16 protein-coding genes are annotated in these 16035 nt (G+C 69.2%); 6 read left to right on the forward strand and 10 right to left on the reverse strand.

The features are described 5' to 3' along the window. Positions 1-45: 45 nt before the first annotated feature. Both OG714_RS27305 and OG714_RS27310 read left to right on the forward strand, forming a co-directional pair. The gene (locus OG714_RS27305) at positions 46-990 is read left to right on the forward strand and encodes an NlpC/P60 family protein (RefSeq protein ID WP_406131969.1); all 945 of its coding nucleotides are present in this window, start codon (positions 46-48) and stop codon (positions 988-990) included. Positions 991-1156: 166 nt separating this feature from the next. Next, positions 1157-1864, forward strand: a complete 708-nt coding sequence (locus OG714_RS27310; RefSeq protein WP_406124823.1) for a phosphatase PAP2 family protein — start codon at positions 1157-1159, stop codon at positions 1862-1864. Positions 1865-2047: 183 nt separating this feature from the next. Here the strand turns inward: OG714_RS27310 and OG714_RS27315 are convergent, their stop codons facing one another. Together OG714_RS27315 and OG714_RS27320 are read right to left on the reverse strand one after the other, a co-directional pair. After that, entirely contained in the window at positions 2048-3610 is a 1563-nt protein-coding gene (locus OG714_RS27315) for an FAD-binding oxidoreductase (protein WP_406124825.1), read from the reverse strand. A 65-nt stretch (positions 3611-3675) separates the two neighbouring features. Then, entirely contained in the window at positions 3676-3867 is a 192-nt protein-coding gene (locus tag OG714_RS27320) for a hypothetical protein (protein WP_406124827.1), read from the reverse strand. Positions 3868-4025: 158 nt separating this feature from the next. Between OG714_RS27320 and OG714_RS27325 the strand changes: the two genes are divergently transcribed. Both OG714_RS27325 and OG714_RS27330 read left to right on the forward strand, forming a co-directional pair. Next, entirely contained in the window at positions 4026-4868 is an 843-nt protein-coding gene (locus OG714_RS27325; protein WP_406124828.1) for a hypothetical protein, read from the forward strand. Positions 4869-4975: 107 nt separating this feature from the next. Next, the gene (locus OG714_RS27330; RefSeq protein ID WP_405949029.1) at positions 4976-5155 is read left to right on the forward strand and encodes a hypothetical protein; all 180 of its coding nucleotides are present in this window, start codon (positions 4976-4978) and stop codon (positions 5153-5155) included. An 18-nt stretch (positions 5156-5173) separates the two neighbouring features. Here OG714_RS27330 and OG714_RS27335 read toward each other — a convergent pair whose 3' ends face one another. Beyond that, a complete protein-coding gene (locus OG714_RS27335; protein ID WP_406131971.1) occupies positions 5174-5527 on the reverse strand; it encodes a metal-sensitive transcriptional regulator in 354 nt (117 codons plus the stop codon). Between the two features lie 197 nt (positions 5528-5724). On the opposite strand from OG714_RS27335, the gene OG714_RS27340 reads away from it, so the two are divergent. Then, positions 5725-6345 (forward strand): DUF47 domain-containing protein, encoded by a 621-nt coding sequence (locus OG714_RS27340; protein WP_026151758.1) that lies wholly within the window; start codon positions 5725-5727, stop codon positions 6343-6345. A 7-nt stretch (positions 6346-6352) separates the two neighbouring features. Further along, positions 6353-7351, forward strand: coding sequence for an anion permease (locus OG714_RS27345; protein WP_406124829.1), 999 nt, complete (start codon positions 6353-6355; stop codon positions 7349-7351). Between the two features lie 198 nt (positions 7352-7549). On the opposite strand, the gene pstB is transcribed toward OG714_RS27345, so the two are convergent. The 7 genes from pstB to OG714_RS27380 form a co-directional block, all read right to left on the reverse strand. Beyond that, positions 7550-8326: a phosphate ABC transporter ATP-binding protein PstB gene (gene pstB, locus OG714_RS27350; RefSeq protein ID WP_328682001.1), complete on the reverse strand. Its 777-nt coding sequence runs from the start codon at positions 8324-8326 to the stop codon at positions 7550-7552. 48 nt (positions 8327-8374) lie between these two features. Then, positions 8375-9436, reverse strand: coding sequence for a phosphate ABC transporter permease PstA (gene pstA / locus OG714_RS27355; RefSeq protein WP_406124831.1), 1062 nt, complete (start codon positions 9434-9436; stop codon positions 8375-8377). Continuing rightward, positions 9433-10443 (reverse strand): phosphate ABC transporter permease subunit PstC, encoded by a 1011-nt coding sequence (gene pstC / locus OG714_RS27360; protein WP_406124832.1) that lies wholly within the window; start codon positions 10441-10443, stop codon positions 9433-9435. The genes pstA and pstC overlap by 4 nt, the downstream gene beginning before the upstream one ends. 108 nt (positions 10444-10551) lie before the next feature. Beyond that, on the reverse strand, positions 10552-11682 hold the full coding sequence (pstS, locus tag OG714_RS27365; RefSeq protein WP_406124834.1) for a phosphate ABC transporter substrate-binding protein PstS: 1131 nt from the start codon (positions 11680-11682) through the stop codon (positions 10552-10554). 326 nt (positions 11683-12008) lie between these two features. Further along, positions 12009-12452 (reverse strand): NUDIX hydrolase, encoded by a 444-nt coding sequence (locus tag OG714_RS27370; RefSeq protein ID WP_406124836.1) that lies wholly within the window; start codon positions 12450-12452, stop codon positions 12009-12011. A gap of 53 nt (positions 12453-12505) precedes the next feature. Then, positions 12506-13624 carry a CHAD domain-containing protein gene (locus tag OG714_RS27375; RefSeq protein ID WP_406124837.1) on the reverse strand — a complete coding sequence of 373 codons (1119 nt, stop codon included), beginning with the start codon at positions 13622-13624 and terminating at the stop codon, positions 12506-12508. Continuing rightward, positions 13605-15965 (reverse strand): RNA degradosome polyphosphate kinase, encoded by a 2361-nt coding sequence (locus tag OG714_RS27380; RefSeq protein ID WP_406124839.1) that lies wholly within the window; start codon positions 15963-15965, stop codon positions 13605-13607. Before OG714_RS27380 ends, OG714_RS27375 begins: the two co-directional genes overlap by 20 nt. Positions 15966-16035 lie beyond the last annotated feature (70 nt).

Here is a 16035-nt window from a genome sequence, read left to right on the forward strand (position 1 = left end):
TGGGTGGCCGGTGGGGTCGCGGTTGGGCTGGGGCTCAGCTTCGTGATGCTGCTCGTCGTCGGGGTCTACCTCGTCGCCGGGAACCTCGTGAACGGGGCCGGCGGCGGGAGCGTCGCGCTCGCCAAGGGCGCGGTGCCGGCGGCGTACTCGGCACTCGTGCAGAAGTGGGGCAACCTCTGCCCCGCCCTCAACCCCGCGCTGCTCGCCGCCCAGCTCTACCAGGAGAGCGGGTTCAACCCGAACGCGAAGAGCCCGGCCAAGGCCGAGGGGATAGCGCAGTTCATCCCCGGCACCTGGGCCACGCACGGCATCGACGGCAACGGCGACGGCGTACGCAACGTATGGGATCCGAATGACGCGATTCCGTCGGCCGCGACGTACGACTGCGAGCTCGCCTCGTACGTGAAGGACGTGCCGGGGAACCGGACCGCGAACATGCTCGCCTCGTACAACGCGGGCGCGTACGCGGTCATCAAGTACGGGGGCGTGCCGCCGTACTCGGAGACCAAGAACTACGTGAAGACGATCACGACGCTGTCGCAGAGCTTCGCCGCGCCCGTCAGCCGGGTCGATCCCTCCGAGCAGGCCGCCACCGCCATCACCTACGCGCAGGGCAAGCTCGGCACGCCCTATCTGTGGGGCGGGAACGGTACGGCCGACCAGGACGGGCGCTTCGACTGCTCGGGGCTGACCAAGGCCGCGTTCGCGAGTGCGGGGATCACGCTGCCGCGTGTCGCGAACGATCAGTACAACGCGGGGCCGCATCCGCAGCGGGCCGAATTGCTGCCGGGAGATCTGGTGTTCTTCTCGGACGACCTCACCAATTCCCGGGCCATCCGGCATGTGGGGATTTATGTCGGCGGCGGGTACATGATCGACGCACCCCGGACGGGTGCTGTGATCCGATTCGACCCCATTGACACCCCCGATTACTTCGGCGCGACCCGGGTCACCGAAGATGGCGCGAAAGCGCTCCCCACGACGGTGTGAACCGTGTGTGAACCCACCCCCTGAGCTGCGGCGATGAGTCTCTCTTCGATAACGTCTGAGTGATCATTCGGTGGAGGGTGGAACGTATTAAGCGGGACCGTGCGTTCCTGTTCAGTAATGCGCACGCGAGGTGCGCCCGGAACTACGACGAAGGAGCCGCAGCACCATGGCTGTACTCGCCGAATCCGGGTCGAATCCCGACGTCGATCTGCTCTACGACATCAATGGCCTCGCCAAGGACGCGCCGCACTGGTTCGACCGGGGTATGGAGTTCGTCGGTGAGTACGGACTGCTCGTCGCGATGGTGCTGCTCGTGGTGTGGTGCTGGTGGTCCGTGCGGCGGCGTGGGGGCGAGGACTCCGCGTCCTCCGTGGCCGCGCTCGTGTGGGCGCCGCTCGCCGCTTCGCTCGCCGTCCTCGTGAACGTGCCCATACGCGGGTTCGTGGAGCGGCCCCGGCCCTTCCTCGACCACACCGGGCTGGATGTGCTGATCTCCGGGAAGACCGACTACTCCTTTGTCAGCGACCACGCCACGATCACCATGGCGATGGGCGTCGCGCTGTTCGTCGCGGACCGGCGGTTCGGGCTGGCGGGGATCGGGCTCGCGTTGTTCGAAGGGTTCTGCCGGGTCTACATGGGCGTGCACTATCCGACCGACGTGATCGGCGGGTTCGCGCTGGGTACGGCTGTCGCTCTGCTTCTGTCGCCGGTTGCCATGGCTCTGCTCACGCCGGTGCTGAAGGCGGTCGAGGGCTCGTCGTGGGGCGGGTGGTTCGTTCGGTCGGCCGGGACCCGGGGGGTTGGGCGGGGGGCTGTGATTCCGGGGACTCGTACGGAGACTTCGGGGACGGAGGAGCGGGACCTCGCGGCGTGATTGCTCCGCCGGGAGGCCGGTTCGTCGTGTGCGGGTCCGATGTGGCTGGTCGCGCCCGCGCGGCGGAGCCGCAGATGGATACAGCCCCGCGCCCTGAGGGGGTTGTCGGACCGTGGCTGACTGCGGAGCCGTAGGTGGGGATACAGCCCTGCGCCCCAGAGGGTGTTGCCGGACCGTGGCTGACTAGAGCCCCTGGTGATATGTGAAGAAGTGGTTCGGGTCGTACTGCTTCTTCAAGGTTGTCAGGCGGGTTGACGCGTCGCCGTAGTACGCCTTGCGCCAGTTTGTGAGGGTTGGGTCGGTGTAGTTCTGGTAGGCCGCGCCGGAGGCGTAGGGCTTCATGGCGTTGTGGAAGGACGTCAGCCAGGACTGGGCCGATGTGCCGGCCGTGCCGGACGGCCAGGAGACTATGTACTGGGCCAGGATGCGGGAGCGGCGGTGGACGAAGGCCGTCGCCGTGGGGGAGACGCGGTTGACCGCGCCGCCCAGGGCCGTCAGGGCGATGTCGCCGGAGTTGCCGCGGACCGCCTTCATCTGGTTGAGCATCGTCTGGATGCCCGTGGCCGAGATCGAGCGGTCGAAGAAGTCGGAGCGGCCCACGTAGGTCTCCCGCGCCAGCGCGCCCTGCGGGGAGCGGCCCGGGGTCGAACCCGGCAGATGGCACTGGGCGTCCGTCGAGAACGACGTGCAGCCCGCGTACGCCTCCATCGACTCCTCGTACGTGTGCCGCTTCAGCGAGACGCTCGACGCGTTGCCGCCGACCAGGTGGGCCAGCTTGTCGACCGCGTTCTGGAGTTCGTTGTAGGTGCCGAGGGAGAAGGCCGCGACGGAGACGCGCGGGGTGCCACCCGGTGTGTTCGTCAGGTGGCAGGACGACCAGATCTCGTCGGGCTGGTCCGGACCCCACTCCTGCCAGGCCTTCACCACGGCCGCCGCCATCGACGACGGCCAGGTCAGATAGCCCGATACGGCCTGGGGCGCGGGGTGGGTCTTGAACTGCAGCTCGGTCACCACGCCGAAGTTGCCGTTGCCCGCGCCGCGCAGCGCCCAGAACAGGTCCTTGTTCTCGGTGGAGTTGGCGACCAGCTGCTTGCCGTCCGCCGTGATCAGCGTCGCCTGCGTGAGGCTGTCGCAGGTCAGGCCGTACGCCCGGGAGACCACGCCGTGGCCGCCGCCGAGGGTGAGGCCGGAGACGCCGACCGTCGGACAGGAGCCGGCCGGGATCGTCACGCCCTTCGCCGCGAGGCCCCGGTAGACGTCGATCAGCTTGGCGCCGGCGCCGACGACCGCGGAGGAGCCGCTCGCCCGGATCTTGTTCAGCTTCGACACGTCGACGATGAGGCGGCCGTCGCCGGAGGAGTAGCCGGCGTAGGAGTGGCCGCCGTTGCGGATCGCGACGCGGATGTTGTGGGCGCGGGCGTAGGAGAGGACCGAACGGATGTCGTCGGGGTTCGCGACGTACGCCACCGCGGCCGGCTTCAGGGAGTCGAAGCGGGTGTTGTAGAGCTGGTGGGCCGTCTTCCAGGAGGCGTCACCGGGGCGGACCAGGGTGCCGTCCAGCTCACGGGCCAGGGCGGCCCAGTTGGCGGCGGCCGCGGCGGTGGTGGTGCGCAGGCCCGTCGAGGTGGAGGCGTTGGTCGCCGTGGCGGACGCGTCACCGCCGCCGGTGTTCCTGCCGTTGCACGCGGTCGTCGCGGCCGCGGCTATCGCGGCCACGCCGCCACCGATGAATGAACGCCGTTCCATTACGCCTCCTGTGGGGTTCCGTGAAGTGAGATACGGCCCGGGCCTCACAAGTTCTCGTGGCCATGTCACGGATTCGGAACAGAGGTGTGGTGCCCCGCGGCGTCCGTCCTGGCCTGGCTGCGCGCCCGTCTCGCCGGGCCCCGCCAGCCGCAGAGGCAGCGGGCGAAGCAGAAAGGGCCCTGCTCGACCGTCGTCGTGCGGTGTTCGGGAAGCCCGGGTTGTTCGGGGGGAGCCTGTTGTCCGTCCTGCTGCGCCACTCCGACAACGTTACCGAGGTCCGGTAAAGCGCTCGTATGGCGGTCGCGCGACGGTCATAGGGCGGTTGTACGGCCGCGCCGTCGCGTGACGGGCCCACCCACCCGTCGTTAAGCGGAACGACAGGGGCCCGTGACGACGTACGGGGGTACGGCAGGCTATGGAGCGGCAGCAGAGGCGGGCGGGCGGGGCGGTCGTCGCGGCGGGACTCATGGTCGGGGTCTGTGTCGGCAGCGGGGGTTGCGGCGCCGGTGACGGGGTGGCGACCGCGGACGCGCGCGGCGGCGGGGACGCGGTCGCGGTGGTGCGGCGCGCGGCCGACTCGCTGGTGGCGGCGGGGAGTTCACAGGCCCGTACGTCCATGGAGATGGCCACCGGCGGCACCCGCGTGACCATCCGCGGCGAGGGCGTCTACGACTTCCGCCGCCGGCTCGGCCGGCTGAAGGTGCAGCTGCCGCAGGACCCGGCGGGCGCCAGCGAGCACCGGCCGATCACCGAACTCCTCGCGCCGGGCGCCCTGTTCATGAAGAACCGGGGCGCCGGGGTGCCCGCCGACAAATGGGTACGGGTCGACACCGGGACGCTGACCGACGGCAACCTCGTGACCGGCGGGGCCACCGACCCGTACGCCGCCGCCGAGTTGCTGCGCGGGGCGACTACGGCGACGGATCTGGGGAAGACGGAGGTGGCCGGGGCCTCCGTGCGTCACTATCGGGGGGTCGCCGATCTCGCCGTCGCCGCGCGCAGCGCGTCGGAGGGGAACGAGGCGGCTCTGAGGTCGGCGGCGAAAGGGTTCGCCACAGCCCGGGTGCCCTTCGACGTCTACCTCGACGACCAGGGGCGCGTCCGCAAGCTCGGGCAGCGGTTCAGCTTCGTCAACGGGCAGCGCCGCAGCACGGTGGCGGTCACCTCGACGACGTTGCTGTACGACTTCGGGGCCCCCGTGGACGTACGACTTCCGGCGTCGAAGGACATCTACGCCGGGCAGATCGCCGAGAAGTGAACTGAACCGATCGGTGTGTGGCGGTGTGAGGACTAGCCCGTCCGTGCCATGCGCGTTGTGTAGACCGCTCCCTACTCTAGGAAGTCGGTGTCGGCAGAGAAGAGGTGATGCACGTGGCTCCGGTCGGCGGTACGGCAGTTCAGGACCACGTGGCCCTCGCCGAGATCGAGCTGTGCGGAGACCTGATCATCGCGGCCTCGGCCGCCGAGGACCGGCTCAGCCTGGAGAGCATCGACGAGGTGCTGAAGGTCGCCGAGGAACGGGATGTCTCCGGCGGTCCCCGGTAGCCGGGTGAGCGGTTGGGCTCAGGTGCGGAGGAGGCGGGCGATCGCCTTCGTCGCCTCGTCGACCTTCGCGTCGATCTCCTCGCCGCCCTTGACCGCCGCGTCGGCGACGCAGTGCCGCAGGTGCTCCTCCAGGAGTTGCAGCGCGAACGACTGCAAGGCCTTCGTGGAGGCGGACACCTGGGTGAGTATGTCGATGCAGTAGACGTCCTCGTCGACCATGCGCTGCAGGCCGCGGATCTGGCCCTCGATACGGCGCAGGCGTTTGAGGTGCTCGTCCTTCTGGTGGTGGTAACCGTGCGTGACCGGTTCCTGGGCCGGGTCCTGTGCCGGTCCGGAGGGCGCCGCCGCCGCGCCGGCCTCGGTGGTCGTCATGGCGTCCATCGCGTCCTCCAGACATATACCCCTAGTGGGTATATCGTAACGAACTTTGCTGGGTATAGGGCCCTTGGTACGCCCCCGTGCGGATCACTGTGCCTGATGGGCGACACTGGGGGACGGCCCATTAGCCGTGGCCGGATGATGCACTTAGCATCAGCCTGACCGAAACCGATGCATCCCGAGGACCCCTTGTGCGCTTTCGTCTGACCCCCAGGGAGACGAGCTTCTACGACATGTTCGCCGCGTCCGCGGACAACATCGTCACGGGCTCGAAACTCCTCATGGAACTGCTCGGGGCGGACACCGCCGGCCGGGCCGAGATCGCAGAGCGTATGCGGGCCGCGGAACACGCCGGTGACGATGCCACGCACGCGATCTTCCATCAGCTGAACTCCTCCTTCATCACGCCCTTCGACCGCGAGGACATCTACAACCTCGCTTCCTGCCTCGACGACATCATGGACTTCATGGAGGAGGCCGTCGACCTGGTCGTCCTCTACAACGTGGAGGAACTGCCCAAGGGCGTCGAGCAGCAGATCGAGGTGCTGGCACGGGCCGCGGAGCTCACCGCGGAGGCCATGCCGAACCTGCGCACGATGGACAACCTCACCGAGTACTGGATCGAGGTCAACCGGCTGGAGAACCAGGCCGACCAGATCCACCGCAAGCTGCTGGCCATGCTCTTCAACGGCAAGTACGAGGCCATCGAGGTGCTGAAGCTCAAGCAGATCGTGGATGTGCTGGAGGAAGCGGCGGACGCGTTCGAGCACGTGGCGAACACGGTGGAGACCATCGCCGTCAAGGAGTCCTGACCTCTCCATGGACACCTTCGCTCTGGTCGTGACCATTCTGGTCGCGCTCTTTTTCACGTACACGAACGGTTTTCACGACTCTGCGAACGCCATCGCCACGTCCGTCTCGACGCGGGCGCTGACTCCGCGCGCGGCGCTGGCGATGGCCGCCGTCATGAATCTCGCCGGCGCCTTTCTCGGTTCCGGGGTCGCCAAGACGGTGAGTGAGGGGCTGATCGAGACGCCCGAGGGGTCGAAGGGGATGGGAATCCTCTTCGCCGCGCTCGTCGGCGCGATCACCTGGAACCTGGTCACCTGGTACTTCGGGCTGCCGTCCTCGTCCTCGCACGCGCTGTTCGGCGGGATGGTGGGGGCCGCGCTCGCGGGCGGTACGGATGTCATCTGGCACGGTGTCGTCGACAAGGTCGTCGTGCCGATGTTCGTGTCGCCGGTCGTCGGTCTGGTCGGCGGTTATCTGGTGATGACCGCGATCATGTGGATCTTCCGGCGGGCCAATCCGCACAAGGCCAAGCGGGGGTTCCGGATCGCGCAGACCGTCTCCGCGGCCGGTATGGCTCTCGGTCATGGCCTCCAGGACGCCCAGAAGACCATGGGCATCGTGGTGATGGCCCTGGTGATCTCCGGCCACTCGACCTACGGCGATCCGATCCCGGTGTGGGTGAAGATCGTCTGTGCGTTGATGCTGTCGCTGGGGACGTACGCGGGCGGCTGGCGGATCATGCGGACGCTCGGGCGGAAGATCATCGAGCTGGATCCGCCGCAGGGGTTCGCGGCGGAGACGACCGGGGCCGCGATCATGTTCACCACCGCCTATCTCTTCAAGGCGCCGGTGTCGACGACGCATGTCATCACCTCGGCGATCATGGGTGTCGGGGCGACGAAGCGGGTCAAGGCTGTCCGGTGGGGTGTTGCCAAGAACATCGTGATGGGGTGGTTCATCACGATGCCGGCGGCTGCGGTGGTCGCGGCGCTGGCGTTCTGGGTCGTGGACCTGGCGGTTCTGTAGGCACCCGGCGCTTGCTGCCAGGGAGCTCCGCCCCCTGGACCCCCGGGCCTTTGCCCACCCACCACCCGTTTACGGTCGGTCGAGAAGATGCCGTAGAAGCAAAACGAACGGGCCCGCCCCCAAAGCCGGGGGCGGGCCCTTTTCGGCCTCGCGGTGGCACCGCCATGCAGCACCGCGAGGGGTTCCTGGGGTCGGGGTCTAGCCGAAGCGGCCGGAGATGTAGTCCTCGGTGGCCTGGACCGACGGGTTGGAGAAGATGCGTTCCGTGTCGTCGATCTCGATCAGGCGGCCGGGCTGGCCGACCGCCGCGAGGTTGAAGAAGGCCGTACGGTCCGAGACGCGTGCCGCCTGCTGCATGTTGTGCGTCACGATGACGATCGTGAAGCGTTCCTTCAGCTCGCCGATCAGGTCCTCGATGGCCAGGGTCGAGATGGGGTCGAGGGCCGAGCAGGGCTCGTCCATCAGCAGGACCTTCGGTTCCACCGCGATCGCCCGCGCGATGCACAGGCGCTGCTGCTGGCCGCCGGAGAGGCCCGAACCGGGCTTGTTCAGGCGGTCCTTGACCTCGTTCCAGAGGTTCGCGCCCTTCAGGGACTTCTCCACCACGTCCGCCAGCTCGCTCTTCTTGTAGCTGCCGTTCAGGCGCAGGCCCGCCGCCACGTTGTCGAAGATCGACATCGTGGGGAACGGGTTCGGGCGCTGGAAGACCATGCCGATCTCGCGGCGCACCGACACCGGGTCGATGCCGTGGCCGTAGAGGTCCTCGTCGTCCAGGAGCACCTTGCCCTCGACCCGGCCGCCGGACGTGACCTCGTGCATACGGTTGAGCGTGCGCAGGAACGTCGACTTGCCGCAGCCGGAGGGGCCGATGAACGCCGTCACCGAGCGCGGCTCGACGGTCATCGAGATGTCTTCGATTGCCTTGTGGGAGCCGTAGAAGGCGGTGAGCCCGCTTACGTCGATTCGCTTGGACATGACTGCTTCACTTCCAGAGATTCAGAACGGTCGCTGAGGGGGTCGCGGTCAGCGACCGGTCTTGGGGGCCTTCCAGCGGGCGATGCCGCGGGCCACCAGGTTGAGGATCATCACGAAGGCGATCAGGGTGAGCGAGGCCGCCCAGGCACGGTCGTAGGCCGCACCGGCGCCCGCGCTCTGCGCGAACTGCTGGTAGATGTACAGCGGAAGCGACGCCTGCGCCCCGTGGAACGGGTCGTTGTTGATGAACGGGTTGCCGAACACCAGCAGCAGGACGGGCGCGGTCTCACCGGCGATACGCGCCACCGACAGCATGATGCCGGTGGTGATGCCGCCGATCGCGGTGGGGAGGACGACCTTGAGGATCGTGCGCCACTTCGGGATGCCGAGGGCGAGCGATGCCTCGCGCAGCTCGTTCGGTACGAGCTTCAGCATCTCCTCGGTGGAGCGGACCACGACCGGCATCATCAGGATGGCCAGGGCCAGCGAACCGGCGAAGCCGAAGGGCTCCATGTCCCACATGAGCATCAGGGACAGGATGAACAGACCCGCGACGATCGACGGGATGCCCGTCATGACGTCGACGAAGAAGGTGACCCACTTGGAGAGGGCGCCGCGTCCGTACTCGACCAGGTAGATCGCGGTGAGCACACCGATCGGGGCGCCGATCAGGGTGGCGAGGCCGACCTGCTCCAGGCTGCCGATGATGGCGTGGTAGATACCGCCGCCGGGCTCGGAGTCGGCGACGACGCCCATCGAGTGGGTCAGGAAGTAGATGTCGAGGACCTTCACACCGCGCGAGATCGTCGTCCACAGGAGGGAGACGAGCGGGATCACGGCGAGGATGAACGCGACCCAGACCAGGCTGGTCGCGATCCGGTCCTTGGCCTGGCGGGTGCCCTCGATGCGGGAGGCGATGACGTACGTACCGGCGACGAAGAGGATCGCCGCGATCAGGCCCCACTGGATCTTGCTGTCGAGGCTGGCGACCAGCCCGATGAGGACGGCCAGGACGATCGACCCGCCGGCGATCGCGTACGGCGACCACTTGGGGAGGGTCGCGCCCTGGAGGGTGCTCGCGGGCTTGTCCGCTACGGCTGCGTTGCTCATGCGTTGGCCCCCGAGTACTCCGCGCGGCGGGCGATGATGAGCCGGGCCGCGCCGTTGACCAGCAGGGTGATGACGAACAGGACGAGACCGGACGCGATGAGCGCGTCCCGGCCGTCCGCCGACGCCTCGCTGAACTTGCTGGCGATGTTCTGGGCGAAGGTTCCGCCGCCCGGGTTGAGCAGGCTGGCGTGGATGATGAAGTCCGGGGAGAGCACGGTGGCCACGGCCATCGTCTCGCCGAGCGCGCGGCCGAGGCCGAGCATCGAGGCGGAGATCACGCCGGAGCGGCCGAAGGGCAGCACCGACATGCGGATGACCTCCCAGCGCGTGGCGCCGAGGGCTAGGGCCGCCTCCTCGATCATCTGCGGGGCCTGGCGGAAGACCTCGCGGCTCACGTTGGTGATGATCGGCAGGATCATGATCGCCAGCAGGATGCCGACGGTGAGCATCGAGCGGGGGGCGCCTTCGTCCCAGGAGAAGATCCCGGTCCAGCCGAAGTAGTCGTTCAGCCAGCCGAAGAGCCCGACCATGTGCGGTACGAGGATCAGGGCGCCCCACAGGCCGTACACGATGGACGGCACGGCGGCCAGCAGGTCGATCACGTAGGAGACCGGGCCGCGGAGCTTGCGCGGGGCGTAGTGCGTGGTGAACAGGGCGATGGCGACCGCGATCGGGACCGCGATGACCATGGCGATGATCGAGGACACCACCGTGCCGAACGCCAGGACGGCGATGCCGAACTTCGGCGGCAGCAGGTTGGTGTTCCACTCGAAGGTGGTGAGGAAGTTCGCGTGGTCCTTGCTGATCGCGAGGGAGGCGCGATAGGTGAGGAAGACCGCGATCGCGGCCATGATCACCAACAGCAGGATGCCCGACCCGCGGGAGAGACCGAGGAAGATCCGGTCACCGGGTCGGGTGGCGCCGCGTGCGGTGCGCTTCTGCGCGGCGGCGGAGGGCTCGGGGGTGGGAGGCGGTGCCTCTGTGGGGTTCTTGGTCGATATATCCATCAGGATTCTCCGGTCTGCGGGTCCACACGTGCTGTGTGCGGTCCGTGGCGGCGGTGCACCGGACGGTGCGGCCGGGTCCCTGGTCCGGGACCCGGCCGCACACTCGGACTAGCTGATGCTCGCGATGGTGCTGCGAACCTTGGTGATGATCGCGTCGGGGATCGGCGCGTAGTCGATGGTGCTGAGGACCTTCTGGCCCTCCTCGCTGGCGATGTAGGTGAGGAACGCCTTCGTCGCGGGCAGCGTGTCGGCCTTGTTGCCCTTGTCGCAGACGATCTCGTACGTCACCAGGGTGATCGGGTACGCGCCCTCGGCCTTGGTGTTGTAGTTGAGCTGGAGCTTCAGGTCGGAGCCGGTGCCGACGATCTTGGCGTCGGCGATGTCCTTGGTGGCGCTGTCGGTGCTGGGCGCGACCGGGGCCGAGGCGCCGGTGTCGATGCTGACGGGCTTGACGCCGTCACCGACGTAGGAGAGCTCGAAGTAGCCGATGGCGCCGGAGGTCTGCTTGACCCCGGCGGCCACGCCCGCGGAGCCGGCCGCCGACTGGCCGCCCTTGGCCTGCCAGGCCTTGCCGCCGGAGTACTTCCAGTTCGCTGCGGTGGTGGCGATCAGGTACTTGGTGAAGTTGTCCGTGGTGCCGGACTCGTCCGAGCGGTGGAACGCCTGGATCTTGAGGTCGGGCAGCGTCGCGGACGGGTTCAGCTTCTTGATCGCCGCGTCGTTCCACTTGGTGATCTTGCTGTCGAAGATCTTCGCGAGCGTCGGGGCGTCCAGGACCAGGTTGTCGACACCCGGGACGTTGTAGCCGAGCGCGATCGGGCCGCCGACCATCGGGAGGTCGATGCCCTGGCCGCCGGAGCAGACCTGCTTCGAGGCGGTGACCTCTTCGGGCTTCAGCGCGGAGTCGGAACCGGCGAAGGCCAGCTGACCCTGGTTGAAGGAGGTGACACCGGCACCGGAGCCGCCGCCCTTGTAGTTGATCTGGACGCCGCAGGCCTGGCTGAAGGCCTTCACCCACGCGTCGATCGCGTTCTTCTGCGCGGACGAGCCGTCGGCCAGCAGCTGCTGGCCCTTCTTCGCGGTGCCGCAGTTGGCGGAGCTGGCGTTGGCCGCAGAGGAGCTGGTGCTGCTCGAAGAGCCGCCGTTGTCGTCCGAGCCGCACGCCGTGAGGGCCAGGGCGCCGGAGACCGCGAGAGCACCGAGGGTGAGGGCCCGCCGGTTCATGCGCTGAAGCTTCACTTGAGGGAGTTCCTTCCGAGAGCCGCCGTCCTGAATTACGGCGGCGTGCGAAGACGGGGTGACGCGGGTGGCGACCCCCAGGTCGCGGCTCGCATCGCGTAAGGCCGAAATTAGGCAGAACAGGTGAAGGCGCCTATGGGCATGAGTGAACGGAGGGTGAACCCCTGTGGGCGGTGCGGTTAGGTCACGGAACGCTCACGTCGAGGACACGGGCTGATTCCGGACTATGACAGCCGCGGCGGGGTCTGGAGCGCGTCCACGACGGTGCCGTCCCCCGGCCGGGTGAGGCGGTTTCGGGCGCCGCCGGGCAGGGCCGCACCGGCCCGTCACGGCTCGCGCCCGTCCTCGTCGGTGCCGATGGCGATGAGGACGAGGGAGATCAGGTCCCGGTCCCTCTCGTAGGTGAGCCGCTCGTGGGCCTCGTCCGGCGTGACCCAGCGCACCACGTCGACCTCGTCGTTGGGCGCGAAGGCTCCGCCGGTCGCCTCCGCCGCCCAGTAGCGGACCTCCTTGGGCCGCCCGTGATGGTCCAGGTACCGGGCCGACGGGAGCCTCGCCCCCAGCCGGCACGTGTGGCCGGTCTCCTCCAGCACCTCACGGCGGGCCGCCTCCTCGAAGGTCTCGCCCCGTTTGAGCTTGCCCTTGGGCCACGACCAGTCGGCCCACTTGGGCCGGTGGACCAGCGCCAGTTCGAGGTCTCCGGCGGACGGGCGGCGCCACAGGACGCAGCCGGCCGCCTGGACGATGGTGTCGTTCGTGGAGGAAGTCACTGCTCGTTCACCGTCTCCTCTGCGCGGGGTGGTGCGCGGCTTTGCCCGGGGCGTCAGGGGGTGCCGACCGCCTGCTTCTGCCACGACTGCTGGAAGGCGAAGCGGGCTGCCTCCACCTCGTGGCGCTGGTCGGCGTGCAGCACCCCGAGCGCGTAGGCGGTCGCCGGGGCGATGCGCGGGGTGCGGGCCGCCGACGCGGCGGCCGCGGCGGCCTCCGAGGCGTCCCGGTGCAGATTGAGGGCCTGGCCGGCCGTCAGCAGGCGTACGTCGGTCGGAGCGTCGTCTCCGTGCAGGACCTCGCCGGCGTAGCGGTGCAGGCGCAGCAGCAGGCGGACCTGGTGCCAGGGGCCGTCCTGGGGGTGCGGGGCGGTGTCGGGGGAGAGGCCGTGGATGAGGGCCTCCGCGTTGTACGGGTGCCCGGCGGTGACCAGGGGCAGCGTGGTGACCGCGTCGGTGAGGCGCTCCCCGGCGGCGGCGGCCAGCGGGCGCAGGTCGGCGCCGGTCGCGGCCGGGGTCAGGGGGACCTCGCTGGCCAGCACGGCGACCTTGTCGGCGACCGCGTGGAAGCGGGAGGAGCCGAGGGCCTGGAGGGCGGAGGAGTGGGCCCGGGTCCGGGCCAGGGTGAGCTGGCGCTCCAGCAGGGCGCCGGCCTTGGCCGCGCCGACGGTGAGGTTGCCGCGCTCGGCGGTGGCCGTGGGTGTCACGGTCGGTCCGGTGCCCGGAGCTCGGCCGCCCGTGGCTGCCGGGACGCCCCGGCCCGCGCCGACGACCCGGCCGCCCACCGCCGAGGCCGCCGACTGCGCGGGGAACGCCGTGGAACCCGACAGCCGGTGCAGGGCCAGCAGCAGCCGCTCCAGGCGGGCCGCGCAGGCGTGCTCCAGGGCCAACGTGCCCGACAGCCATGCCAGTTCGGGGCGCATCGCCTCGGACCAGTCGGCGTCCAGCAGCGGACGGAAGGTGTGCAGGCTGCCGCTGATGCGGCGGGCCGAGTGGCGCAGGGCGCGCGCCGCGTCGACGGAATCCTCCGTGCCGTTCTGCCCGTTGCCGGTCTCCCGGTGCAGCCGCAGGGCGCGGAGGAACTCCGTGGCCTGGCCGCGCAGGTAGCCCGCGAGGGCGTCACCTGTCACGGACCTGGCCGTGGGATCCGTCGGGTCAAGGTGTTGCTGTGCCACGCCGGCGCCTCCGGGCGTCTATGAGCATCTCCTGGACGTTGCGCAGGGGTTGGCCTTCCGCGTCGGTCGCGTGCCGGGTCCACTCGCCGTCCGGGCCCAGGTGCCAGGAGGACGTGGTGTCCGACATGCCGGTTTCCAGCATCCGGCTGATCGAGGCGCGGTGGGCCGGGTCGGTGACCCTGACGAGGGCCTCGATCCGGCGGTCGAGGTTGCGGTGCATCATGTCGGCGCTGCCGATCCACACCTCGGGCTCGCCTCCGTTGCCGAAGCCGAAGACGCGGGAGTGTTCGAGGAAGCGGCCGAGGATGGACCGTACGCGGATGTTCTCGGACAGGCCGGGGACGCCGGGCCGTACCGCGCAGATGCCGCGGACCCACACGTCGACCGGGACGCCCGCCTGGGACGCGCGGTAGAGCGAGTCGATGATCGCCTCGTCCACCATCGAGTTGACCTTGATGCGGATGAACGCGGGGCGCCCGGCACGGTGGTGCTGGACCTCCTTGTTGATCCGGGCGATCAGGCCGTCGCGCAGGGACTTGGGGGCGACCAGCAGACGGCGGTAGGTCTCGCGGCGCGAGTACCCCGAGAGCCGGTTGAAGAGGTCCGAGAGGTCGGCGCCGACCTGCGGGTCCGCCGTCAGCAGACCGAGGTCCTCGTAGAGGCGGGCCGTCTTCGGGTGGTAGTTGCCGGTGCCGACATGGCTGTAGCGGCGCAGCGTGTCGCCCTCCTGGCGGACCACGAGGGACAGCTTGCAGTGGGTCTTGAGACCGACCAGGCCGTAGACGACGTGGCAGCCCGCCTCCTCCAGCTTGCGCGCCCACTTGATGTTGGCGTGCTCGTCGAAGCGGGCCTTGATCTCGACCAGGACGAGGACCTGCTTGCCGGCCTCGGCCGCCTCTATGAGCGCGTCGACGATCGGGGAGTCGCCCGAGGTGCGGTACAGGGTCTGCTTGATCGCGAGGACGTCGTCGTCGTTCGCCGCCTGCTCCAGGAACCGCTGCACGGACGTGGAGAACGAGTCGTACGGGTGGTGCAGCAGCACGTCCCGGTTGCGCAGGGCGGCGAAGATGTCGGGCGCGGAGGCCGACTCGACCTCCGCGAGGTCGCGGTGGGTGCCCGCGATGAACTTCGGGTACTTCAGCTCGGGCCGGTCCAGCGAGCCGATGCGGAAGAGGCCGGTCAGGTCGAGGGGGCCCGGCAGCGGGTACACCTCGGCCTCGCTGATCTTCAGCTCGCGCACCAGCAGGTCGAGCACCTCGCGGTCGATGGACTCCTCGACCTCCAGGCGCACCGGCGGCCCGAAGCGGCGCCGCATGAGCTCCTTCTCCAGGGCCTGGAGCAGGTTCTCGGCGTCGTCCTCCTCGACCTCCAGGTCCTCGTTCCTGGTCAGCCGGAACGCATGGTGCTCCAGGATCTCCATGCCCGGGAAGAGTTCCTCCAGGTGGGCGGCGATGACGTCCTCCAGGGGGACGTACCGGCCCGGGGAGGACTCCAGGAAGCGGGAGAGCAGCGGCGGCACCTTGACGCGCGCGAAGTGGCGGTGGCCGGTGACCGGGTTCCGTACGACGACCGCGAGGTTCAGCGAGAGGCCCGAGATGTACGGGAAGGGGTGCGCGGGGTCGACCGCCAGCGGGGTCAGCACCGGGAAGATCTGGTGCCGGAACAGCGTGAAGAGGCGGGCCTGCTCCTTCTCCGTCAGTTCGTTCCAGCGGACCAGGTGGATGCCCTCCTCCGCCAGCGCGGGGGCGATGTCCTCGTGGTAGCAGGCGGCGTGCCGGGCCATGAGTTCGCGCGAGCGGGCCCAGATCATCTCCAGCACCTCGCGCGGCTGGAGGCCGGACGCGGAGCGGGTGGCGACACCGGTGGCGATACGGCGCTTGAGGCCGGCCACGCGGACCATGAAGAACTCGTCCAGGTTGCTGGCGAAGATCGCGAGGAAGTTCGCCCGCTCCAGCAGGGGCGTGTTCGGGTCCTCGGCCAGCTCCAGGACCCGTTCGTTGAACGCGAGCCAGCTGCGCTCCCGGTCCAGGAAGCGGCCCTGCGGCAACTGGGGCCCGTCGTACGGCGACTCCTCGTACTCGTCGAGGTCGGCGTCGATGTCGGGTTCCAGATCGGAGACCGCCGCCGACACGGTGTGCGGGCGGTGGGCGGCTATGGAGCCCACGGAGGGCTGCGCGTGCTGAACCTGGGCCTGGGCGTTGGGCTGGCTGCTCATGTGCCCATTGTTCCGCGCCACCGGCGATACAGGCGCGTCGGACAGCGCCGGAAGGAGCGGGACGACGGCCCCGTTGCTCCCGTTCACCTCGGGAGGCGGCGAAGGCTCTGGCACGACGGGCTTCATTCGCCGAGCGTCGCAAGCCCGTCTGAACCGTTGGTTACGGCGACATGGCGTGCGGGATATCGGGGAGCGG

The sequence above is a fragment of the Streptomyces sp. NBC_00989 genome (genome assembly GCF_045162655.1).
Classification (GTDB): Bacteria; Actinomycetota; Actinomycetes; order Streptomycetales; family Streptomycetaceae; genus Streptomyces.